This window comes from Bradyrhizobium algeriense (assembly GCF_003062295.1).
GTDB classification, from domain to species: Bacteria; Pseudomonadota; Alphaproteobacteria; order Rhizobiales; family Xanthobacteraceae; genus Bradyrhizobium; species Bradyrhizobium algeriense.
On the sequence record NZ_PYCN01000003.1, the window covers coordinates 397,805 to 418,628 of the forward strand.

A 20,824-nucleotide genomic window follows, 5' to 3' on the forward strand; every position below is an offset into this window, starting at 1 on the left:
AGTTTTCTAGTCATTCGTTGTCGACCACGAGATCCTGCGTATGAACGGCCGCTTTGCGCCACTAGCGGCCGTTCCCGGAAGTTGTGTGTTGATCAACTGCCCGGTAATGCGAACGCGGTTGCCTGCCTTGCTACCCTCCAGCACGAGCGAACGTCAAGCTCGCGGGCCAACCCATTTGACGTCGACAGCCTTGCCTTTTTAGGTAAACCTTGAAGTGCGAGCGATGACGAACAGATTTTGAACGCGACAGTCCCGCACCCATTTCTGAAGTGCCTTAGCTCATAGTCCACCACGCGGCACGAAGAAGCAGAGCTCGTCCCCCGTGCTCTTGTTTATGAACAGCACGGGCAAACGATCTGGGGTGTCTTCAGCCTTGATGATGTCGGGTGGGATGACTTTCCATTGGCCGTCTTTGAGGTATTGCCACTGGTCCGAATGGTCGTCTGCGACGCGGAAGCGTGTTTTGAATACATCGCCGTTATTGCAACACGATTTCCACGGAACACCGAGCCGGTGTTGAGCGGCGGGGTTCATTTCCTGTCTGTTGAACCATTCGTGGTGCGCCATTGAGGGATCGTGAGCGTCAGCACGAGACATCAGAAGAAGAATACCGAACATCGTTAGTACGCGATCGAACGCTTTCATGGCAGCCTCCATTGTGGACTGTCATTAATTTTAGCATCCGCGAACCACACGAACTCTCGGGCAACTAAGGAAACCCGATTCTATAGAAAGTGGCAGCCCCTTTTTAGCGGCTGCTAGCGCTTAGTAAGGCAAAAGCTCGGAAGCTTTTGTCCCGGCCAGGCTGTGGAAGTTCTTGCAATGACCTATGACAGTACCGGCGGCATGACGCTCGGTCGAAGGTGAGTACGACCACAGCATTGTGGTTGCAGTAGTGAGAAGGGCAATGGCCGCGATTGCAGATTTGATCAGATGCTTCATGGGAAACCCTCCGGTCCCTTCCACGAAGTTTCGTTCGACAGCTTGATGCAAGGTTCAAGGAAACATGGGCGCTGGTGAACTATGCACGTTGCCTCGCATTGCGGCTTCCCATTGAGATAAAAGAGGAAATCGTTTCGATGGAACCTGTTATTAAAAAGAACTCGATCACGTTTAGATGAGTGGACCCTCAGCGGGCTAGAGCGCCCATCCGAACGTGCGTTGCAGAGTCTCACCGGCGTTCGAATCGAACCAGCGCCCGTGGCTGAGAATGATGCGTTCTTGCTGCCACGACAGCATTTTTTGGACCGCCGCTCGCGTCTTTCGTTTATGCAAAAGAAGCGGCAACCGCATCCCGAAGAATATTTGGCCGCGCGGATAGTACATTCCGGTCAACTTGGCGGCGAACCGCCATGGCTGCCTGATCATATCAAGCTCAAGGTTTATGATGGTGTCAGCCAATATGAGGGTTTTCGACTCCTTGTGGAAGAAAACAATCTCCCCGGAAATTCCTCCGGGAACGGCGGTCTGATCAATTTCGGCGCGCCATTCCTCCGGCGGTTCGATGCCGATCTCTCTATCGAAATGCACATCGATGCCGCGCGAGCGGGCGCGCTTGCGTGCGCGCGGAGAGGCCCAGGCAACCGCCCCCGGAAACGCACGCGACCACTCGCCAATGTGCGCGTAATGGAACTGGTTCGGCGATACGAGATGGCGGACTGTGCCCATCGCCTGCAGGTGGTCAGCGAGCGCAGGCTCGAATGCGACGGGGGAATGGATGAACAGGTCGCCGTTGCCGAGCCGCACCGCGGTCATCCGAGTAGTAAACGGCAACGGAAGCCTTACTCCGGCCGTCGTCAAATACTCGAAAGGACCGTCCACGATACCGATGTTCCGGGCGACCGGCTTGTGTTGATTTAGGGGTTCGTAGACCTCTGACGCGGCACCAACCATGGTTCTAATCGCCTATTCGATATAGCGGATTTGGGCAGGGCAAGGCCGAGCGGCCTCCACATCCGGGTTTGATCCAAGGCCGACCTGACGCTCCCGGTGCGGAGCGCTATAATAGCAAGGAATGGCTCGTGTCCATGCGAAGAACCGCCGCCGTCATCGGCACCGCCATCTTCTTCGTGTTCGTGCCCTGCGTGGTGGCCGGGGTAGTGCCGTGGTGGATTTCAAACTGGAAGTTTAGGTTGTCGTTTCCCGGCGCCGAGCTCACCCGCTTCGTCGGCTCCGCGCTAATTCTTGTCGGCGTATCCGGGCTCGTGGATTCATTCGGGCGTTTCGCGCTGCAGGGGCTCGGCACGCCAGCGCCGATCGTCCCGACCCAACACCTCGTCGTCACCGGCCTCTATCGCTATGTGCGCAATCCACTCTACGTGGCGGTCGCGCCGTCATTTTCGGCCAGGCGGTCCTGTTTGGCGATTGGCGGCTGTTCGCCTACGGCGCGGCCTTCTGCCTCGTCTGCCACCTGTTTATCGTGGGCTACGAGGAGCCGACGCTAAAAAATCATTCGGGGCGGAATACGAAGCTTTCCGCATCAATGTGCCGCGTTGGATCCCGCGCCTGACCGCGTGGCGAGACGGTCGGTAGCGGCTGTAGCGTATAACCTTGGCGCTGATTATTTATGGGCTTCTCCTGAAGGCTCTTCAGCAAAGTTTGTCCGAAAGTGGCCCCCACCGACGAAATCCCGTCGCTCGTCCACATGCCGGCTGTTAAGGGTCGACCGGAAATAGCTGACGTATGGCCAAAACGACGCGACTGGCGAGCAGGCTTTGGAAGCTTGCCCCGGCAGGCCGTCGTCAGCATATATTTGGGCACAAGGAGGTGCGATATGGCGACAACAGCTACTCAAGTCGTTCTTGATACGCCGGCGGCGGAGTTCCGGCTTCCGGCCGCCGACGGCAAGACTTACACACTGGACGACGTTGCGGGTGAAAAAGGCACCGTCGTCGTCTTCATCTGCAATCATTGTCCCTATGTTAAAGCAGTGGTCGACCGCATGGTTTCGGACGCCCGCGTGCTGATGTCGGAGAGCGTAGGCTTTGCGGCGATTTGCTCGAACGATGCGGCGAACTATCCCGAAGACTCATTTGAGAATATGAAGCGTTTCGCGAAGGCTCATGATTTCCCGTTTCCATATCTCCACGACGAGACCCAGACAGTCGCTCGGGCGTATGGGGCGGTCTGTACGCCGGACTTCTTCGGTTACGATGCCGACCGCAAGCTCAAGTATCGCGGCCGCCTCGACGAAGGCCGCACAACTCCGCCTCGCGCGGGGGCGCCCCGAGAGCTTGTCGAGGCCATGCGCGCGATTGCGACCACCGGTCTGGCGCCGGCTGACCAAAAGGCGTCTATTGGCTGCTCGGTCAAATGGAAGGATGAATAAAGCCGAGCCCTGTCAACATGTTTCGTATCTAGGACCGCCGCGTGCGGCAGCATTTGCTGCACATGTGCGATTTGACTAGCGACATCACGAGGGCCCAGCGGCGGCTACCGAAGTCGCACTCGCCCCTTCTGCTTCAGGTCTGCTTCCGGGGCAACACGGACATCAACCGGTGAGATAACCGGCTAAGTCGGTCGAAAATGACCCAACTGAGACATTGTCGCGGGGCTTCTGTCCCGCGTTTTGCGTTTAGAACCACCGCGGCTCTTCGCTCGCCCCGGCTGCCTCGTGACACCCACCGAACGCAAGCCGGTCAGCAATACAGTTCTTACAGAGGCAGGATCGAATCCACCCACGCGATTGCCCATGTACTTCAGCCCACGCTATGGGTTGAAAACCAGAAGCGGGAGCCGGTGTCAATCACTGGCGATGCTCAACGGATGGTGCCGCATGCACGGGGACGTTCGCCCTGCGCTCCGAAGGGGAATAAGGTCTTCGGCTCGACACGGTCGACGATGCGGCGCTGCATGTCCGGTGTTGGTCCTTTCTGCGACGTGCTGATCCCGCTGAACGGCCGCTTTGCGCCGATTGTGTTGAAGAAGTCGGCGCCTTAGCTGTTCTGGGTGGCGCGAGGAGCCAGGCGCGCGGGAGCTTGTTTGCTATCAGGCCGGCATCGGGGCGGGCAGCGGGACCAGCTTTGCCAGCTTTCGGAGGTTCTGCACGGTGGCAGCGAGGAGGAATTCGTCTTGAGCACCAAACGGACCTCTTAGCCTGAGTCGGTCGAGGCGCAGGATGCGCTTAAGATGTGCGAACAGCATCTCGATCTTTTTCCGTTCACGCCGCGACGTCACGTAGGCCTCAGTCTTGGCGATATCGCGCGCAAGTCTCGGGCCTGTTCGTGGATTGAACGCGGGACCTTGCGGGCGGGCATCTTCGGACAGCAACGCGACTTAAGCTCGCAGGTGTCGCAATCATATTTGCTGGCGCGATAGAGCAGTGTTGCTCCATCATTCACCAGAGTTCCGGTAGAGGTCAGCGCCTTGCCGGCTGGACAGACGTAGACATCGGCTTCCTGATTGTAGCTAAAGTCCCCGCGCGAGAACGTCCCATCGTCGCGGGCGGACTTGTCGAACACCGGAATGTGCGGCTCGATCGCGCGCTCGTTGACCAGCCACCCCAGCATCTCGGCTGACCCGTAGGCACTGTCGGCGGCCAGGCGCTCGGGACAGAGCCCGAGGCGATCTTCAGTGCGCTCAATCATGGTGCGTGCCGCACCGACCTCGGCCTGCCGGATAGCTCGCGTCGCCTCGACATCGACGATGATCGCCGCCTTCAGGTCGATCAGGTAGTTGTCGGCGTAGGCAAAGAACGCATCCCCTTTGTGAGCGCCGGTCCATTGGGCGGCCGGATCCGACCTGGAGATGAACTTCGGTACCGTCTCGCTGGCTGCGCCCCAGGCAGCCTCATCCAGGTATCGAGATATTCCCGGACGGATCGGCGCGTCCTGGCGACGGCCTCCCAGTCGACGTCATCAGACCCGGCAGCAGAGCGCTGCTTGTTGGCATCGGCAGCAATCAGGCTGGCATCGACCGCAAAGGCAGCCCCATCAACCAACCCTTCGGCGATGCAGCGCCGGACCACGGTCTCGAACAGCTTGCGCAGCAGATCGCAATCGCGGAAGCGGCCATGCCTATTCTTGGAGAAGGTCGAGTGGTCCGGCACCTCGCCATCAAGGCCGAGCCGGCAGAACCAGCGGTAGGCGAGGTTCAGGTGCACCTCCTCGCACAACCGCCGTTCGGAGCGAATGCCATAGCAGTAGCCAACCAGCAGCATCCGGACGAGCAGTTCGGGATCAATCGAAGGTCGGCCGGTCGAGCTATAAAATGGCGCCAGATGGCTCCGAACCTCTGACAAATCGACAAAGCGATCGATCGACCTCAGCAAGTGGCCGGCCGGAACATGTCGCTCAAGTGAGACTCGTAAAACAGTGCCGCCTGGTCGACCTGCCGAGGACCCATCATCGATTCAAATCTCCACCCACTAAGGGGAAATGAATCAGCGATCTCCCTCGGCTTCAACAGCCGAGTTTTTCAACAAAATCCGCCAGGAGCGGCCGTTCCATAACCGCTCATTCTGCGATTTGCCCCCTCGCCGGCTTCGCCAACGATGGCTTGCCGAGTGCATGACATCTTCCGCCCACCCGATGAGACCGCAGCGCGCTCGGTAAGGCCTGCTCAGCTTGGTTGTTGCTAGATTTTCTTTGATCTCTCGGTGCACACGTCGTGCACACGCGGCCTTCTAACCGCTTGAAAGGATTAGATTCTCGCTCCAATCCATCATGGGGAAGTTTGAGCTAGGTCCATCCAGCCAGAGACGGCCAAATCCAGCATGGGGCAAGAACGAGTGGGGTTTGGCTGCGAATGGCCGACTTCCGGTCTGGCCCCGTCAACGGACATCGCCAAAGCCGTCCGGCATTTCTCAAAAAGTGCGACAAGCAGACGAAGCTAGGCAATGAAGCCGAGAAGGTTCTCAGCCAAGGAGCGATCGGTACAAGTCCAGATATCGATCAGCCATCCGGTCGACCGTAAAACGCTCAGACACCGCTGCTCGGCATACGGCGCGATCAATTTCGCCGACACGGCTGATCGCATTTACGGCTTCATCGACGTTGTTGACTAAGAAGCCAGTCACGCCATCGTCGATCAGCTCGGGCATCGATCCGCGGTTGCAGGCGATCACCGGCGTGCCGCAGGCGAGCGCCTCCACGACCGATAGTCCGAACGGTTCGTCGAAATTGATAAGATGGAGCAGCGCGCGGGCGGAGCCCAGGGCGTTCGTGCGGGCCGCTCCGCCCACCGGGCCACGATAGACCAGAGAACGCCCGTTTAGCGCGGGCACGACCTGCTCGTTATGATAGTCCTGATCCTGGACGATACCGGCCATGATCAGCCGCCGCCCCGCTCGACCTGCCGCCGCAATCGCCTCGGCCGCCCCCTTGTCCGGGTGGATACGGCCGAAGAAGAGTAGGTCTTCGCTGCCGTGCGGGTCGAAGGGAAAGTCCTCCAGCCGAATACCGTGGTGGATTGTTGCTGCATAGCGCAGGTCCGGATGGCGATCGGCATCGCTGATCGCGACATAATGGACGCGATCCTCGTATGCCTTGAAGGCGGGCAGGATGCGCTCCGAGGAGAAGCCGTGGATCGTCGTCACCACCGGTGTCTCCACCAACCGCGAGAATGCGAGCGGCACGAAATCGGCATGGTTGTGAATGAGGTCGAACTCACCGGCGCGCTCGAATACATGGGCGACGTGGAGCATCTCCCATACCTTGGCGTCGATGGTGGGGTCCTCGGAATAGGCCGCCGGGCAGACACCGGCCAATTTGCCGGCCGTCCGGCTATCCTTCGTTGCGAACAAGGTGACGTCGATGCCGCGCGCCACCAGCGCCTCGGTCAACAGGCTCGTCACCAACTCCCATGGACCATAATGGCGCGGCGGCGTGCGCCAGGAGATCGGAGCTAGCATGGCAATACGCACGCGATTGTCCTTCGTTGCTTTTCGTTAATCGGCCGTCAGAATCAGGCCCTCGTCCGCCCGTAACAGCACGGCACCGTCTCCGGCCGGCGTCGCGTCGGCAACAGTGGATAAGAGCGCCCGGCAATCGCTCGCCCAGTCCGGTAATTCCAGGCGCTGCGAATGTCCCCCGAGATTGAGTGCTACGATCAATCGCTCGGCGCCGTGCCGGCGCTCATACGCGACTACATCGCCCTCCGTGTCCAGCAGCGCGAAGTCGCCGATCGCCAATGCCGGATGCGCGCGCCTGGCCGCCAGCAGTCGGCGATAAAGCGCCAGGATTGACTGGGACTCCTGCGCCATCCGCGCAACGTTGCGAATAGGCGCGTCGGCATTGAGCGGCAGCCACGGCTTGGCCGTGGTGAAGCCGGCATTCTCGCTCCCGTCCCACGGCATCGGCGTGCGGACCGGATCGCGGCCCAAGGCGAGGGCGGGCTCGCGCAGCCCGCGCGGATCCTGAACCTGGGCGGACGGGATCGCGACATCGCTCAAGCCCAACTCGTCTCCGTAGTAGAGGGTGGGCGTGCCGCGGAGCGTCAGCAGCAGCATCGCTGCGACGCGGGCCTGGGCCTGCCCACGCTTGGCTGCGACGCGTGGCCGGTCATGGTTGCCGAGCACCCAATTCGGCCAAGCGCCCGGCGGAAGCGCCGCCTCATAGTTGGCGATCAGCGTCGCGAGGGAGCGCGCCTCCCACGCCGCATCGATGAGCTGGAAGTTGAACGGCAGGTGCACCTCTGCCCGTTCCCGGCCGTAATAGCGCAGCAGCCGATCGACCGGCAGGTAGATCTCGCCGATCAGTACGCGTTCGCCCCGTCCACTGTCGCCATAACTATCAGCGATGGCGCGCATGTCGGCGGCGATCTCGTGCACCTCGGGCTGGTCGGTCGAATGGAGCTGGAGCACGCGGTGCATGTCGCCCATCGCCGGCTGATGGGCAAGGTTGGGCGGATTGTCCGGGAAGTCTGCCGCCTTGACCAGGTGCCACAGCACGTCGATGCGGAGGCCATCCGCGCCTCGGTCGAACCAGAAGCGCATCACGCCATACATCGCCGCTTTCACAGCCGGATTACGCCAATTGAGGTCCGCCTGCTCCTTCAGGAAGGCGTGGTAGTAATATTGGCTGGAGGCCTGGTCCCACTCCCATGCCGAGCCGCCGAAATCGCTGATCCAGTTGTTGGGCGGCCCACCATCCGGCGTGGGATCGCGCCAGATGTACCAGTCCCGTTTCGGATTGTCGCGCGAGGCGCGGCTCTCGACGAACCAGGGATGCCGGTCGGATGTGTGGTTGGGCACGAAGTCGAGCAGAATCTTGAGCCCGCGCGCATGGGCCTGTGAAAGCAGACTGTCAAAATCGGCAAGCACGCCGAAGCGCGAATCGACGTCGCAATAATCGGTGACGTCATAGCCGAAATCAGCCATCGGCGAGGGGTAGATGGGTGAGATCCAGATAGCGTCGACGCCAAGGCTGGCTAGATAGTCCAGCCGCCGCTCGATCCCCTTGAGATCGCCGATGCCGTCGGCGTTCGTATCTTGAAAGGAGCGCGGATAGATCTGGTAGATCACACCCGTCTGCCACCAGAGAACTCCGAAAGAGGCCGCCAACTGGGGCGGCCTTACCGCGGCGCTTGCAGGCCGGGAGACGAAAGCCACTCATTCACATGGGAAGCGGTTACAGCTTGGCGAGCTTTTCTGGTCGTGGCGTCGCGCAACGGACCCGGCGGGAGTTCGTTCGCCTCGTCCTTGAGGCGCATGGCCTCCAGCATCAGACGGTCATGTAACGGCGCTTTCGGTTGGATGCAGGGCATGGTGGCTCTCCGAAACAGGCGGGAGCACAACACTCTCAGTCACCGATGGAAGCCGAAGGCGGGGCGGTGATCGGACGAGTAGATTCCCTTTATGTCCGGTTGCCAACTTAAGAGATTTTAACGCTCCGAACCCTTATCCAAGACGGATCAGGACACTGCCCGCAGCCTAGGACAATTTCGGGTCAAACACGGACAGTACCTAGCGACCGGTGCCGGCCGAAATCGGCCATTCGCTGGATCAAACTAGGCTACTAATGCAGACAGCGCCCCCAAGCCGAATAATGCTTGGTGGCGCTGTGCTGAATCCGGACAGTGCAATCCCCCGGCAATTATCTGTCTGCGGAGGCGCAATAAGGTTCAACGACCCGGGCAATCAAAGCGACCTTACTCGTCGATCTCTCGGAGCTTCTGCTCAAGTTCCGCGATCTGAGTCCTGATGCGCCTCAGGAGTTCCTCGTCCGCGGTCCGGCCACCGACTGTTGGTACCTCACGATCTTCATTTCGAGTTCAACCCGCTTTGTACGGCCACCGTCAGAACAAGCCGGGCCCACGAAGCGCAGGCCACGCCCACGACGCAATGGGCCAACCAGCGCCGCGCGATCACGAAGGCCTGCGGGAACGTCTCCTTGCGCACGCGCTCGAATGCGTCAGTCCAGCGGATAGCTTTACGTCGACGCTTGCATTGCTATTTCTTCTTGCCAGACGCAAAGCCCGGTTGCCATCCCGCGGCCTTTTGGCTTGGCGCCGCAGCTATTGTCTTGATCTTCTCTTTCTTGGGCTTCTTGGCTTCCCGGTTACCTTTTTGCTCGCCCTTGGCCATGTCGATCTCCTTTTGGGTTGATGATGACGCCGTCATTGCACGCCGAATTCACATTGTCGCGTAGCGCGTCGCAATTTTCATCGCGCCGTCGATCTCTTCGGCCAGTTCGACTTCCCCGATCTCATGCAGACGGGAAACCATGATCGATGCCTGGGTCGCCGCCATGGAGAACGGCTCGCCCGTTTCATAGCTGAATTTGATGCGCCAGATTCCCCTGTGGTTGCGATGCGGCTCGATCAACAACACCGGAAGATCGGGCAACCCATTCTCAAGCAGGAGTTTCGATAGCGTAGGCATCACCGCGCCCTTTCAAGTCCAGCCGACGCCCGAAAGGATGTGGCGCCAAGCCTGCATTCATCTCCCACCGTGGGATCCAGGGCTTGAACCAGGAAGTTCGTTCGGCGCAACCTGAAGACTCGCATTGCGCAACTGTGCGCCCTTCGTCCCCGAATAGCCATTTGGATGGAGATCGCGTACCCCCCACGGTTTGCGCGCAACCTGCACGGCGGCATGCTCGATGGCCATAGATTGTCCTGACCCGTAACGCGCATATCTAGGCGATATTCCGTTGCTCGATACCGTTGATATGATTTGGCGTGGCTAAGGCGTCGCGACGGGATGTGCGCGTTTGTCGCGATCCCGCTGGGGCTAACTGATCAGATGGGTACTCCGGCGTCAGATAGCAACCTTGCTGGGTCCATTAGCGCTTGGTCGCCCAAGACGGACGAACGCCAGTCCAGGCGGGAAGCGCATCCCATTCGGCCCACCGCATCCGGCGTTCCTCATCGCCGACCCTGATAAAGACAAAGGCGGCATCATCCTTGCCGGTTTTGGAATCAACGAACATTGCCGGAACGCCGTATGCGTCTCTGATAATCGCCGTATTTGCCATTCCGACTCCTGCTTTCTGTTGAGCGCTCGGATTCCTGTTGCCGGCATGTCACTTGAGGCGGACTACCACTGAATAATCACAGTGGCGGTGATCAGCAGCGCAAAAAAGATCGGCAACAGCACCGGAGGCACCAGCCAATCACGAAGATCGAATTTGAGGGTATCTGACATGTGACCGCCTTCTGGTTAAGGCGGGAGCGCAACGCTCTCAGTCACCGATAATAACCCGGGGCGCGCGGTGATGCGTTAAATATAGTGACTATCTGCCGAATAGCGAAGAGAATCGCAATTTGTTTTGGTGCAGAATCGTTATGACGACGGTGGGTTCAAAAGCTTCGCGCTTCCCCTGACCGCGCTTCTCGAATGTATGTTGAGCGCGCGTTGTGAAAAATATTCGGCAGCTTTTCGATCGCGATAATCCGGCGGACTCGTTCGTAATTACTGACGAATCTTGCGTCATCTGGCCGTATCAGCGGGCGAAAGGCATTCCGATTTTTCGGCTCAAGATCGGCAATTTCCACATGACTGGAGGGCAAGCGGTTGCAGGTGAACTCATCAGCAGAGCGGTATCAGCGCGAACTGGCTTACCTTCTCAGCATCCTTTAACGAGGACGCCTTAGTGCTTGAGCCGTTCTATCTGGAACGTGAATTTGGCTTGTAATACCGGTCCGGTGTCGTCCCTGACTTCGATAGCCATCTGGTGTCCCGCTCCATTGTGGGGCCTACAGGACGCGTCCCTCGCCATGTCTGCCAGCGAACGCGCGGCCGCTTCTTGCACAGCCTCCATGGTAGAGAGTTCAAGACCCTCATCGTCGCGGGTCAGTTCGTCACCGTCTCGCAAGTCGAAAAAATCTCGCTTCATAACAACGTCGAACGTCAGGAAACCAAAAGCGTTCCTAGCTGATCTGGGGCGGCCTAACGGGACCCGCTATTAGGCGGTAGGAGGGCACCCAGGCCGTGTTCCAGCTTTCCATGGTCTGGTCGCAGACCGAACACTCGAAGCTGCTGATTTGGCGTTCGCGAGCCATTGACTCGGTGCGGTTGTAGACCGCTCCGCAAATACAGGCTCTGTGACGGGTCTCTTCCATTTGCTCATTATGCGCCGCGAATCGGAATTAGGACACTTCCAAATTCAACTTAGGACACCGGGGCTTAAATACGGACAGTACCGCCGGGCTATAAGAACAGGTCCGAAATCTAGGACATTTCCTGAGCACGTTAGACAGCACACGACGGCTTCCGAGCCCTGCTGTCCGCCCCGGGTCACTATGGGAATTGAATTAGCAACCTCGTGGGCCAAAGCCCTTGCGCCCCCGCGTCACAGGCTTATGTGAAGAGTGGCTAGCACTCGCTCCTTGCGACTGCCAATTCAGAAATAATCACAAAAGCCATGGAGGATCGCATGAAGTTCCGTCCGCTCCACGATCGCGTCGTGGTCAAACGCATCGATGCCGAAGACAAAACCGCAGGCGGCATCCTTATTCCGGACAGTGCCAAGGAAAAGCCCTCGCAGGGCGAGATCATCGCCGTTGGTCCGGGCAGCCGTGACGAATCCGGCAAGCTGATCCCGATCGACCTCAAAGTGGGTGATCGCGTGTTATTCGGCAAGTGGTCGGGCACCGAGGTCAAGCTCGATGGTCAGGAGCTTTTGATCATGAAGGAAAGCGACATCATGGGCGTTCTCACTGACGTTCCCGCCGCCAAAAAGAAGGCCGCTTAAGCGCTTTAGCCCGTTCCCTCGTCCTGAGGAGCCGGCGCAGCCGGCGTCTCGAAGGAAGAGACCTGCAATCGAAATCTCATCCCTCAGGAATCCGCCCAGTCGCGCGGCCCTTGGGTTATGGGCATACGGAGATCATTATGTCAGCCAAGGAAGTCAAATTCGGCGTTGATGCCCGCGACAGGATGCTGCGCGGCGTCGAAATTCTCAACAACGCGGTGAAGGTCACGCTCGGTCCGAAGGGCCGCAACGTCGTGCTCGACAAGTCGTTCGGCGCACCGCGCATCACCAAGGACGGCGTCACCGTCGCCAAGGAGATCGAGCTTGAAGAAAAGTTCGAGAACATGGGCGCACAGATGGTGCGCGAAGTGGCCTCCAAGGCGGCCGACGCCGCGGGCGACGGCACCACCACCGCGACCGTGCTGGCCGCAGCCATTGTGCGCGAAGGCGCCAAGGCGGTTGCCGCCGGCATGAATCCGATGGATCTGAAGCGCGGTATCGACCTGGCGGTGGACGCCGTGGTCGCCGACCTCGTCAAGAACTCCAAGAAGGTCACCTCGAACGAGGAGATCGCACAGGTCGGCACCATCTCCGCCAACGGCGACGCCGAGATCGGCAAGTTCCTCTCCGACGCCATGAAGAAGGTCGGCAACGAGGGCGTCATCACGGTTGAAGAAGCCAAGTCGCTCGAGACCGAACTCGAGGTCGTCGAGGGCATGCAGTTCGACCGCGGCTACATCTCGCCCTACTTCGTCACCAACGCCGACAAGATGCGCGTTGAAATGGAAGATGCCTACGTCCTCATCAACGAAAAGAAGCTATCTCAGTTGAATGAATTACTTCCCTTGCTCGAAGCCGTGGTGCAGAGCGGCAAGCCGCTTGTAATTATAGCGGAAGACGTCGAAGGCGAAGCTCTCGCCACCCTCGTCGTCAACCGTCTGCGTGGCGGCCTCAAGGTCGCGGCCGTCAAGGCTCCGGGCTTCGGCGATCGCCGGAAGGCCATGCTGCAGGACATCGCGGTTCTGACCGGTGGTCAGGCGATCTCGGAAGATCTCGGCATCAAGCTCGAGAACGTCACCCTGCAGATGCTCGGCCGCGCCAAGAAGGTGATGATCGACAAGGAAAACACAACAATCGTCAGCGGCGCCGGCAAGAAGGTCGACATCGAGGCGCGCGTGCAACAGATCAAGGCGCAGATCGAGGAAACCACCTCGGACTACGACCGTGAGAAGCTGCAGGAGCGTCTGGCCAAACTCGCGGGCGGCGTCGCGGTGATCCGCGTCGGCGGCGCGACCGAAGTCGAGGTGAAGGAGCGCAAGGATCGCGTGGATGACGCGATGCATGCGACCCGTGCGGCGGTTGAGGAAGGCATCGTGCCGGGCGGCGGTGTCGCCCTGCTGCGCGCCTCCCAGCATCTCAAGGGACTTCGCACCAAGAACGACGACCAGAAGACCGGCGTCGAAATCGTCCGCAAGGCGTTGTCGTATCCAGCCCGCCAAATCGCCATCAATGCTGGCGAAGACGGTTCGGTGATCGTCGGCAAGATCCTCGAGAAGGATCAATATTCCTACGGCTTCGACTCGCAGACCGGCGAATACGTCAACCTGATCTCCAAGGGTATCATCGACCCGACCAAGGTGGTTCGTGTGGCGATCCAGAACGCAGCGTCCGTCGCGGCTCTCCTGATCACCACGGAAGCCATGGTGGCCGAAGTGCCGAAGAAGAACGCCGGCGCTGGCGGCATGCCTCCGGGCGGCGGCATGGGTGGCATGGGTGGTATGGACTTCTAAGTCCAACCGTTCAGCGCTCAAAGAAAAAGAACGGCCCGGCAGCGATGCCCGGCCTTTCTGCATTCTCGTGCCTTTGATCGCGGTTGCCCTGCTCAATTTGCCTCAGGCCGTAATACTGACGTCAATACATAGTTCGGATCGGCTTTCAGCGCGCGTGCGAGAATTTGTAGTCGCCGGGCTTGCGATAGGAATAGCCAATCAGATTGCCCACGTTCGGGTAATCGTCCTGGCCAAGTGCCTTTAACTGCTTGCCTGCGTCTGGGACTGAGTCGAATTGCAGTAACGCTGCTTCCTTCGTGTCGGCCGGCGCCAGGTGCCATCGTCCCGCGGTTTCGGGGCGGCTCACGAGGACCAAGAAACGATCCGAATTGGGCAGGATGCAAGCGTCACGACGGCCGAACCAGCGATAGCGGTTGCGCGCGACCAAGTCACCGATCGCGTCGCGGATCATCCGTGGGATGAATTGGAAGATCCACGTCCACTGTAGAGTCAGGAACGAAAGTATCGGCTACATAGCTTTTATCGACCGAACCAAACCGGATAATAGTGTGCGTATAAATCCAGCCACCCGGCACTCTGAAACGAAATATGGTTTCGTCATACTGACCGGAGACATGATCTTTAAAGACTTCTTCTTGGGTATGAAGCTTTTGCTTAGGCATGAACATCTTTCGATGTGCCGCTGCCAATAGCGACCAAAATCAACTGACTCGCCACGCTTTAAAGACAAAGCCTGCGAGGCGGTTGACTTTCTCGCCGTTCGACAGACGGCCGTTGTCCCTCTTCAAGACCGCTCTTGAGCGTACCGCAAAAGGTACGCCGGCGATGTGGTGATGGATACCTTCCAGTTGATCCATCCAGGTCGTCGCAGCGTAGCTGAATAGCGCATGCCACTTCCAAACCACCATCCGGTCATAGTCGTAGTGCCGAAATCCTCCTCGCGTGAGCGGCATGTCACAAGATCTTCTTCTTACGAAACATCCGCCATCTGTTCGCGGCGCAGATCTCAAGCCAGCCCATGAAATGCCGGCGGCAAAGGCTCGCGCACGAGTTCACTTAGATTTAGAACCTCGCCGCTTTCCGTGATGTCCGAGACCAGAACCTCGACATAGGGATGCTGGCGGTTGATTGCGGCGCCGCGCTGGTATTTCGCGTTCACGATCCGCTCGATCGCCGCAAGATTGCGCTTGCCCAACGCGTTGTACTGATCGCGGAACAGGCTCTGCCGTCCTCCGCGGTGCTCGATGGATTCGACCCAGACGTCCATCACCTTGCGGCCTATGAACGCTTCGACCGGTTCAGTTCCGTCCCGCGCGAGAAGCCGCAGCCCGTCCATGTTGTGCGGGCCGTCATCGATGCCGAATTTTGTCAGTGACATGTTTTTACGTGACATGGGGAATCCTCCTGTTGCCGACGTTGGTTCACCTCGGCAGTCCGTCGGGGACTGCGCCTCCCTCATCGTCCCATCGCGACAGAGCCGCGGCGCGCGATTTCGCGTCGCGATGCGCATCCTCCGTCGACGCCTTTTTGCGGCCGGCATCATTCTTATGCTTGTGCAGAAAGCGGGCGATCTGCCCGCGAAGCGCTGCCGTCTCCAATAACTCTCCGACCGATCCGGCGGTGTCGAAGATCTCGCGTTGCAGCGTCTTCGGAAGTGCGTTCCATTGCATGATGACGGCCGCGCCGAGACATCGCAAGACGTGCTCCTCCTCGGCCGCCAGGGCGAGGCCGCGGGCGCGATCCTGTTCCGCTGCGCTTACGGCGCTGTCGTAGTCATCAGCCAATCCCTGCTCGTTATCGGCGAGCGCTGAGTGGCGATCCCTTTGTTTCTGAAGTTCGTCGCTTTCGCCCTGACCGCTCGAATGCTTGATCAGTTCGCCGTATGCGGCGGCCTTTTCGCGGTGCTGCTGAGATCTAAACATGCCGCGTCCTCTCGTTGGAAGTCTCCGCGCGTTCCGACCGATCCCGATGGTTGACGAGGATGGAGCTATATATGGGGATCACAGGGCCGAATAACGAGCTCGGTGACAAATCACGACGTCATTAATCGTGGGAAAAAGCCGTTCCTGAGAGATCGTAGCAGTCCGAGCGAATGCAGGTTGCGATTTGGCTTCCGCAATGCCCGAATACGGGCTTATGCCGCCGCCGAAGTCAGAGAAGACATCGGCACGTCGAATGTGTAGACGAGCCCGGTCGGCTCATAGGTCAGCCTCACGTCGCCCCGGAGTTGCCTGCCGAGCGTCTCGATCAGCCGTGTCCCGAAGCTGCGCTTTTCGGGCGGGCGGACTGCTGCGCCATTTCTCTCGGTCCATGTAAGGTGCAGGCGCTGCGCCTGTTGATCCAGCGTCCAGTTGATGTCGACGCGCCCTTGCGGGACCGACAGGGCGCCAAACTTCGTGGTGTTGGTGCAAAGCTCGTTCAGCGTCATCGCGATGGCGATGACGGCGCCCGACATCATCCGGATATCGGGTCCCGAAATCGAAAATTTAGGCTCGTCGGGATTATCGAAGGCTTCGGTGGCGCTGCGGACGATCGTGCCAAGGTTCGCGCTGCTCCATCTTGCCTGCAAAAGGAGGTCGTGCGCGCGCCCAAGCGCGAGCAGCCGACCCTCGATGGCGTGCTGTGCGTGCTCGGCGCCTGGCAGGCCGCGCAGACTCTGCGAGACGATGGCGCCAACGGTCGCGAGCGTATTCTTGATACGGTGGTGCAGTTCCTCGAGGATCAGCTTCTGCAGCTTCTCGGACGCCTCGCGCTCCCTGGCGTCGATGCCGGCCGTGGTAAGCAAACTCAGTGCATCAATCTCGGCCTGCGCGAGCAGAAGCCGCAAGCTGACATTTTCTGCCGCCAGGTCGTCCTGGTATGGTGTTGCGCTGCTTGCGGGCCGCGGGTCCGCGCGGAGATCGGCTTCAGACATCGCCGATTGTATCATCATGAGCTGGGTACCGCACTGATCTTCGGTGGCTGGGTTTCTGCTGCAATCACGCGATTTAGGCTGTGTTCGGTGTGAAAAGCACTGCTGTCTCAGGCGTGGCCGATCATGTCGCGCATTTCGGCTATCACTTCCCCGGCATTGAGCGGCTTGCCGAGAAACCTGCTGCGGGGCGGAAGATCGAGGTCCTGCAGCTTCAATTGTCCCGATACCACGATGATTTTGATCACCGGCCAACGCGCATGCACGGCATGCGCAAGGCCGACGCCGTCCATTTGGCCAGGCATCTGGATATCGGTGCAGATCAGCGCGACGTCGGATCGGGATTCCAGGATGGCGACGGCTTCGGCGGCATCCTGCGCCTCGAGCGGCGTGTATCCGGCGTCTTCCACCATGTCGACCGCACTCATGCGCAGCATCATCTCGTCCTCGACAATGAGAACGACGGCGGGGATGCATGAGTGATCAGGCGTCATAATCGAGCGCTCGCGGGGGAACGGCTATCGACTGAACAGGCGTTCGATCTGGGACAAGCATCTCGCTGTCCATATGATCCCCCGCTGGATCAACAATGGCACAATAAAGTCGCCGCCAACAGATTAGGCTCGCAGCAAGCGGAATGCGCCTACGCCAACGTCGTTTCAAAAATCTGCGGCGGCTAGATTGTAGGAGCCTCTGCTCCCACGGACGTAAACCTTCGCAGCCGCCGCGCATATCACATCACGGTTGCAATCGAACGCGCTCAGGAGGCCGGACTCGTCGGGGCGGGCATCCGGTTGAATTCGCCTCAATGCGTCTTCGTCTATGAAGAATGATGCTTCCAGCGCGCTGTCGTGCCCCCAGAACCGCACGGCTCGCCGGGTTTGGTCATATGAACGGCTATGATTTGGAAACTCAATCATGGATTGGCACCAATCAAGTTCTCGCCGGCGAACCACGCGCGTGCCGGCATTCGCACGAGCTGCACCAGGCATACTCGATGCCCATGGGTTGTCCGGACCAGCAGCGCACATCGAAGCGATGTGGCTGGTCAATGGTCAATGTCGTTGACAAGGTTTGGCGTGGCTAAGCTTCGCGCTGCCGTAAAGGCGATGCTGAAGCAATACGAGGGCGCAGGGATTTAGATGGCTACTCAATGCCGCATTACAAGCCTTGCCACGCCGGCCCCAAAACAAACTGCGATTCTCCTCGCTATTCGGTCGATGGTCACTATATTCAAAATATCACCGCGCGCCCCGGGCTGTTATCGGTGACTGAGAGTGTTGCGCTCCCGCCTCAACCAAAGGGCGGTCATATGCCAAAATTCCCTACATTCAGTTTTCGTGATTGGCTGGTACCCCCGGTATTGATGCCGATCTTTCTTGTGCTGCTGGTCGCCGCTGCGATGGTTATTCAATGGTAATCCAGCGTAGCGCGGTTACACCGCAGTACGGGCTATCTCCGAATAAACAAACCCAGTCGGCGCTTGCGCACGATCTGGACGCCAGGACGGTGATCGCCCTGGACGAGGCTCGCGAGATGCCGCCGGAGGATGAACGCACCGAGGCGCTCCACAACGCAATAGTGCTTCGGAATGCCGTCGAGATTCACGCACTTCTCTCCGGCAAGCGCGACGCACCGGCCGCATGACGACAGCACTTTGATTACCCAAGACGACGCAACACGGGGGGCGGACGCCTGGTTGCGAAAGGCAATTGCAAGTGATCAACATCTGGAGGACGTCATGGAAATGAGTGCAGCGTCGACTCTTCTGGGCTGCGGGGGATTTTTCGTTCTCTCGTTCGTTACGATCTGGGCTTTCTGGTTCGTGGAACGTTTGCGCGGAGCAAATGCTCCGCACGTGTGAAGGCCGTATGGTTGCGAGCAGGATGTCGGAGCGCCGGCTCGATGCCGGCTGATCGCCCGCGCCGAGCCGTTTGAGTGTGCATCAAAAAGCCGCGGATTTCTCCGCGGCTTTTTCGTAGGCCATTGCCGGTATCGCTCAGTAGCGACCGGTACCGATTCCGACGCTGACGCCGGGGGCATGGATGCCGATGCCGCCACCCTCCTCATAACCGCGATGCTCGATATAACGCTCGCGGCGAGGAACATATCCGTATGAATTGCGGTGCTCATGGATGATGACACGGCGCTCGCCGCGTTCACGCCAGCAACGGCCTGACTCATTGCAAACCATGCGGACGTTTTGAATGTCGCTCTCCGGAGGGACTGATGGGTCCGGGGAAAGTGGTGCGGCGGAAGCCGCCGTCATGAGAAGGGCACTTGCGCCGGCCGCGAGATAGATGACGAAATTCTTCATTATGTCTCTTTCCAAAAGTAGTTGTGTCAGCGGGTCAAGGTGCTGGCGGGGCCATGGTTCCAATAGCCGTCCGTGATTGTGGGATTCGCGTGTAATGCGGTCTCGTTGATGCTCTGGAGCTTTCCACCGCGAGCCTATGAGGATGGTGGAATCCGCCCGCCGCAACCACCCGAAGTGGACTCAAATCAAAACAGGCCGATGCGGTTTTCAATCAGGCCGTTGCGGGTCGAGCGGTGCTGTCCTAACCCGACACCCACTCCGGCAAATCAGGACAACCAAACGCACAACGCCGCCAAGCCAAATAATGCTTGGTGGCGTTGCGGGACATCCGGGAAAAGCAATCCCCGGCTTCCTGCTGTAGCGCTCAAAGATGCCAAATGTAGAAAGTCGCTCTCACGGTGAGGCTTTTCTCATTGTGCCAGCAGTAGACGGAAGCATTTCGGTTGAGCCGCTGATAGCTGCGATCACGGCCTGAGACCGCTCTCCAGAGACGATGGCGCTGCGACCTTTGGACTGGAGACCAAGATCGTGCTGTACAGCATCAGGACAAAAGCCTACCGTTGAACGACAAGGTGGCAGTTGTTCGCCTTGAAGCTGTCCATGAAGCGGTGACTTCCGAAGTCGCTGCTCGTCATCGTAGCGGCAGCTAGCGTGCCATCGGAAGGCGCAATCTCACAGAGCTGGATGTTTTGCCAAGCACGGACGCAAGCGGCGTCTGCGGCTACCAACCCGCTTGTGCGCAAAAAAAAGGAGACCATCATGAGAATGCCCGGCATTTTGCAAGGTGAGGCGCGGACCCGCTTCCTCCAGGGAATCGCTTTCGGCGCTGTTGCGGCGATAACGATCGGATTTTTCTGGGGCGGCTGGGTCACGGGCGGCACCGCCAAAACCATGACCGCAATGGCCGAGACCAACGGTCGGATGTCTGTCCTGGTCCCGATATGCGTCGCGCAGTTCACAGCGGCCGACGGCGCCGTCGCCAAGTTCAAGGCGGCGGGCTCCTATTCAAAGGACAACGTCATCAGCGAATTTGTGAAGACAGTTGCCTCCACGAGTATGGACTATTCATTCGCCAGGGCGTGCGCAGTCGGCGTAGAAACTGAACTCTCAAAGACGGCCACAAAGAGCTGAGCGCGGTCGGTTCGCCACGAAAGGATCCAGCGAAATGAGCGCTCTCAGGTCCGGACGGCCTTCCTACCTTGTATATGGCTTGTTGGCCGTCATCCTATTCGGCGGTTATGTGCTGCTCAATGGCTTTCAAAACGACAATTCCGCAACCATGGCCCCGACCCTGACACTCAATCGTTGACGCCTCGCGCGCTTTTTCATTGGGAACCACACGGGCACGTCCACGCCGGCAAGTGAATCCGCCGCCTCTTTTGTCTGGAAGGCTACGCAGGCGGCGACGCATCGGCTTGCTTCCGATAGCGTACATCGGTGCCGCTCCGAGAAATGTTCGCTCCGTGGTCATAAGCTGACATGGAGGTCGTCCGAGGCATGTCAGGTCTTCCCCCGAGAGCGGACAGTCCAAAATCGCTCAATTCCGCGAAAAGACGCTCATTGCAACGTCACCCGCGTCTACAGCGCGCGAATTTCAGCCACCTCTCCTGCTCAACAAGCCCATCTCTCGGCAAGCGGCACACGTTCGGCCCGCGCCTGTGCATGTTAGCCGTGC

23 protein-coding genes and 2 pseudogenes are annotated in these 20,824 nt (G+C 59.3%); 6 read left to right on the top strand and 19 right to left on the bottom strand.

The features are described 5' to 3' along the window. Positions 1 to 279 precede the first annotated feature (279 nt). The 3 genes from C7G61_RS09455 to C7G61_RS09460 form a co-directional block, all read right to left on the bottom strand. Entirely contained in the window at positions 280 to 645 is a 366-nt protein-coding gene (locus C7G61_RS09455; RefSeq protein ID WP_145963587.1) for a hypothetical protein, read from the bottom strand. A 120-nt stretch (positions 646 to 765) separates the two neighbouring features. Further along, positions 766 to 942: a hypothetical protein gene (locus tag C7G61_RS44560; protein WP_190241746.1), complete on the bottom strand. Its 177-nt coding sequence runs from the start codon at positions 940 to 942 to the stop codon at positions 766 to 768. A 195-nt stretch (positions 943 to 1,137) separates the two neighbouring features. Then, positions 1,138 to 1,893, bottom strand: coding sequence for a DUF4336 domain-containing protein (locus C7G61_RS09460; RefSeq protein WP_108513820.1), 756 nt, complete (start codon positions 1,891 to 1,893; stop codon positions 1,138 to 1,140). Positions 1,894 to 2,021: 128 nt separating this feature from the next. Here C7G61_RS09460 and C7G61_RS09465 point away from each other — a divergent pair, with 128 nt between their 5' ends. Together C7G61_RS09465 and C7G61_RS09470 are read left to right on the top strand one after the other, a co-directional pair. Then, positions 2,022 to 2,444 carry a hypothetical protein gene (locus tag C7G61_RS09465; protein ID WP_338026066.1) on the top strand — a complete coding sequence of 141 codons (423 nt, stop codon included), beginning with the start codon at positions 2,022 to 2,024 and terminating at the stop codon, positions 2,442 to 2,444. Positions 2,445 to 2,773: 329 nt separating this feature from the next. Continuing rightward, positions 2,774 to 3,328: a thioredoxin family protein gene (locus C7G61_RS09470; RefSeq protein WP_108513821.1), complete on the top strand. Its 555-nt coding sequence runs from the start codon at positions 2,774 to 2,776 to the stop codon at positions 3,326 to 3,328. 659 nt (positions 3,329 to 3,987) lie between these two features. Here C7G61_RS09470 and C7G61_RS09480 read toward each other — a convergent pair. The 7 genes and pseudogenes from C7G61_RS09480 to C7G61_RS47355 form a co-directional block, all read right to left on the bottom strand. Next, positions 3,988 to 5,346: pseudogene (locus C7G61_RS09480) on the bottom strand (transposase). A gap of 508 nt (positions 5,347 to 5,854) precedes the next feature. Continuing rightward, entirely contained in the window at positions 5,855 to 6,862 is a 1,008-nt protein-coding gene (locus tag C7G61_RS09485) for a glycosyltransferase family 4 protein (RefSeq protein WP_108513823.1), read from the bottom strand. Between the two features lie 24 nt (positions 6,863 to 6,886). Then, positions 6,887 to 8,461 (bottom strand): alpha-amylase family glycosyl hydrolase, encoded by a 1,575-nt coding sequence (locus C7G61_RS09490; protein ID WP_108513824.1) that lies wholly within the window; start codon positions 8,459 to 8,461, stop codon positions 6,887 to 6,889. A 927-nt stretch (positions 8,462 to 9,388) separates the two neighbouring features. Then, positions 9,389 to 9,523, bottom strand: a complete 135-nt coding sequence (locus tag C7G61_RS46980) for a hypothetical protein (RefSeq protein WP_256476724.1) — start codon at positions 9,521 to 9,523, stop codon at positions 9,389 to 9,391. A gap of 48 nt (positions 9,524 to 9,571) precedes the next feature. Then, positions 9,572 to 9,784: a hypothetical protein gene (locus C7G61_RS09500; RefSeq protein ID WP_244608209.1), complete on the bottom strand. Its 213-nt coding sequence runs from the start codon at positions 9,782 to 9,784 to the stop codon at positions 9,572 to 9,574. 439 nt (positions 9,785 to 10,223) lie between these two features. Then, positions 10,224 to 10,415 (bottom strand): hypothetical protein, encoded by a 192-nt coding sequence (locus C7G61_RS09505; RefSeq protein WP_057857267.1) that lies wholly within the window; start codon positions 10,413 to 10,415, stop codon positions 10,224 to 10,226. A gap of 615 nt (positions 10,416 to 11,030) precedes the next feature. Further along, complete coding sequence (locus tag C7G61_RS47355) at positions 11,031 to 11,276, bottom strand: DUF6894 family protein (RefSeq protein WP_108513826.1); 246 nt, start codon at positions 11,274 to 11,276, stop codon at positions 11,031 to 11,033. A gap of 540 nt (positions 11,277 to 11,816) precedes the next feature. On the opposite strand from C7G61_RS47355, the gene C7G61_RS09515 reads away from it, so the two are divergent. Both C7G61_RS09515 and groL read left to right on the top strand, forming a co-directional pair. Then, positions 11,817 to 12,134 (top strand): co-chaperone GroES, encoded by a 318-nt coding sequence (locus tag C7G61_RS09515; RefSeq protein WP_057857355.1) that lies wholly within the window; start codon positions 11,817 to 11,819, stop codon positions 12,132 to 12,134. Positions 12,135 to 12,271: 137 nt separating this feature from the next. Then, positions 12,272 to 13,921 (top strand): chaperonin GroEL, encoded by a 1,650-nt coding sequence (groL, locus tag C7G61_RS09520; protein WP_108513827.1) that lies wholly within the window; start codon positions 12,272 to 12,274, stop codon positions 13,919 to 13,921. Positions 13,922 to 13,931: 10 nt separating this feature from the next. Here the strand turns inward: groL and C7G61_RS47360 are convergent. The 8 genes and pseudogenes from C7G61_RS47360 to C7G61_RS09560 form a co-directional block, all read right to left on the bottom strand. Next, positions 13,932 to 14,168: pseudogene (locus C7G61_RS47360) on the bottom strand (tetratricopeptide repeat protein); the annotation flags it as partial. Positions 14,169 to 14,349: 181 nt separating this feature from the next. Continuing rightward, positions 14,350 to 14,583 (bottom strand): hypothetical protein, encoded by a 234-nt coding sequence (locus C7G61_RS43850; RefSeq protein ID WP_145963588.1) that lies wholly within the window; start codon positions 14,581 to 14,583, stop codon positions 14,350 to 14,352. A 39-nt stretch (positions 14,584 to 14,622) separates the two neighbouring features. Beyond that, the gene (locus tag C7G61_RS09535) at positions 14,623 to 14,874 is read right to left on the bottom strand and encodes a hypothetical protein (RefSeq protein ID WP_108513830.1); all 252 of its coding nucleotides are present in this window, start codon (positions 14,872 to 14,874) and stop codon (positions 14,623 to 14,625) included. 53 nt (positions 14,875 to 14,927) lie between these two features. Continuing rightward, entirely contained in the window at positions 14,928 to 15,299 is a 372-nt protein-coding gene (locus C7G61_RS09540) for a signal transduction histidine kinase (RefSeq protein ID WP_108513831.1), read from the bottom strand. Between the two features lie 43 nt (positions 15,300 to 15,342). Then, positions 15,343 to 15,843, bottom strand: coding sequence for a hypothetical protein (locus tag C7G61_RS09545; protein ID WP_108513832.1), 501 nt, complete (start codon positions 15,841 to 15,843; stop codon positions 15,343 to 15,345). 212 nt (positions 15,844 to 16,055) lie between these two features. Further along, positions 16,056 to 16,835 (bottom strand): sensor histidine kinase, encoded by a 780-nt coding sequence (locus C7G61_RS09550; protein WP_108514088.1) that lies wholly within the window; start codon positions 16,833 to 16,835, stop codon positions 16,056 to 16,058. A gap of 107 nt (positions 16,836 to 16,942) precedes the next feature. After that, positions 16,943 to 17,326: a response regulator gene (locus C7G61_RS09555; RefSeq protein WP_057852771.1), complete on the bottom strand. Its 384-nt coding sequence runs from the start codon at positions 17,324 to 17,326 to the stop codon at positions 16,943 to 16,945. Between the two features lie 165 nt (positions 17,327 to 17,491). After that, positions 17,492 to 17,863 carry a DUF1488 family protein gene (locus C7G61_RS09560; RefSeq protein ID WP_338026068.1) on the bottom strand — a complete coding sequence of 124 codons (372 nt, stop codon included), beginning with the start codon at positions 17,861 to 17,863 and terminating at the stop codon, positions 17,492 to 17,494. Between the two features lie 313 nt (positions 17,864 to 18,176). Between C7G61_RS09560 and C7G61_RS09565 the strand changes: the two genes are divergently transcribed. Next, positions 18,177 to 18,479, top strand: coding sequence for a hypothetical protein (locus tag C7G61_RS09565; protein WP_244608210.1), 303 nt, complete (start codon positions 18,177 to 18,179; stop codon positions 18,477 to 18,479). A 352-nt stretch (positions 18,480 to 18,831) separates the two neighbouring features. On the opposite strand, the gene C7G61_RS09570 is transcribed toward C7G61_RS09565, so the two are convergent. Then, complete coding sequence (locus C7G61_RS09570) at positions 18,832 to 19,149, bottom strand: hypothetical protein (RefSeq protein WP_108513835.1); 318 nt, start codon at positions 19,147 to 19,149, stop codon at positions 18,832 to 18,834. 765 nt (positions 19,150 to 19,914) lie between these two features. On the opposite strand from C7G61_RS09570, the gene C7G61_RS09580 reads away from it, so the two are divergent. After that, the gene (locus tag C7G61_RS09580; protein ID WP_244608211.1) at positions 19,915 to 20,280 is read left to right on the top strand and encodes a hypothetical protein; all 366 of its coding nucleotides are present in this window, start codon (positions 19,915 to 19,917) and stop codon (positions 20,278 to 20,280) included. Positions 20,281 to 20,824 lie beyond the last annotated feature (544 nt).

Bases quoted from the DNA above. Each gene is read 5' to 3' on its own strand.
- C7G61_RS09560 (WP_338026068.1), bottom strand. From the start codon at position 17,863: ATGTGCGCTGCTGGTCCGGACAACCCATGGGCATCGAGTATGCCTGGT.
- C7G61_RS09460 (WP_108513820.1), bottom strand. From the start codon at position 1,893: ATGGTTGGTGCCGCGTCAGAGGTCTACGAACCCCTAAATCAACACAAG.
- C7G61_RS09470 (WP_108513821.1), top strand. From the start codon at position 2,774: ATGGCGACAACAGCTACTCAAGTCGTTCTTGATACGCCGGCGGCGGAG.
- C7G61_RS46980 (WP_256476724.1), bottom strand. From the start codon at position 9,523: ATGGCCAAGGGCGAGCAAAAAGGTAACCGGGAAGCCAAGAAGCCCAAG.
- C7G61_RS09555 (WP_057852771.1), bottom strand. From the start codon at position 17,326: ATGACGCCTGATCACTCATGCATCCCCGCCGTCGTTCTCATTGTCGAG.
- C7G61_RS09455 (WP_145963587.1), bottom strand. From the start codon at position 645: ATGAAAGCGTTCGATCGCGTACTAACGATGTTCGGTATTCTTCTTCTG.
- C7G61_RS09540 (WP_108513831.1), bottom strand. From the start codon at position 15,299: ATGTCACTGACAAAATTCGGCATCGATGACGGCCCGCACAACATGGAC.
- C7G61_RS09515 (WP_057857355.1), top strand. From the start codon at position 11,817: ATGAAGTTCCGTCCGCTCCACGATCGCGTCGTGGTCAAACGCATCGAT.
- groL (WP_108513827.1), top strand. From the start codon at position 12,272: ATGTCAGCCAAGGAAGTCAAATTCGGCGTTGATGCCCGCGACAGGATG.
- C7G61_RS43850 (WP_145963588.1), bottom strand. From the start codon at position 14,583: ATGCCTAAGCAAAAGCTTCATACCCAAGAAGAAGTCTTTAAAGATCAT.
- C7G61_RS44560 (WP_190241746.1), bottom strand. From the start codon at position 942: ATGAAGCATCTGATCAAATCTGCAATCGCGGCCATTGCCCTTCTCACT.
- C7G61_RS09550 (WP_108514088.1), bottom strand. From the start codon at position 16,835: ATGTCTGAAGCCGATCTCCGCGCGGACCCGCGGCCCGCAAGCAGCGCA.
- C7G61_RS09580 (WP_244608211.1), top strand. From the start codon at position 19,915: ATGCCCGGCATTTTGCAAGGTGAGGCGCGGACCCGCTTCCTCCAGGGA.
- C7G61_RS09545 (WP_108513832.1), bottom strand. From the start codon at position 15,843: ATGTTTAGATCTCAGCAGCACCGCGAAAAGGCCGCCGCATACGGCGAA.
- C7G61_RS47355 (WP_108513826.1), bottom strand. From the start codon at position 11,276: ATGAAGCGAGATTTTTTCGACTTGCGAGACGGTGACGAACTGACCCGC.
- C7G61_RS09570 (WP_108513835.1), bottom strand. From the start codon at position 19,149: ATGAAGAATTTCGTCATCTATCTCGCGGCCGGCGCAAGTGCCCTTCTC.
- C7G61_RS09535 (WP_108513830.1), bottom strand. From the start codon at position 14,874: ATGCCGCTCACGCGAGGAGGATTTCGGCACTACGACTATGACCGGATG.
- C7G61_RS09505 (WP_057857267.1), bottom strand. From the start codon at position 10,415: ATGGCAAATACGGCGATTATCAGAGACGCATACGGCGTTCCGGCAATG.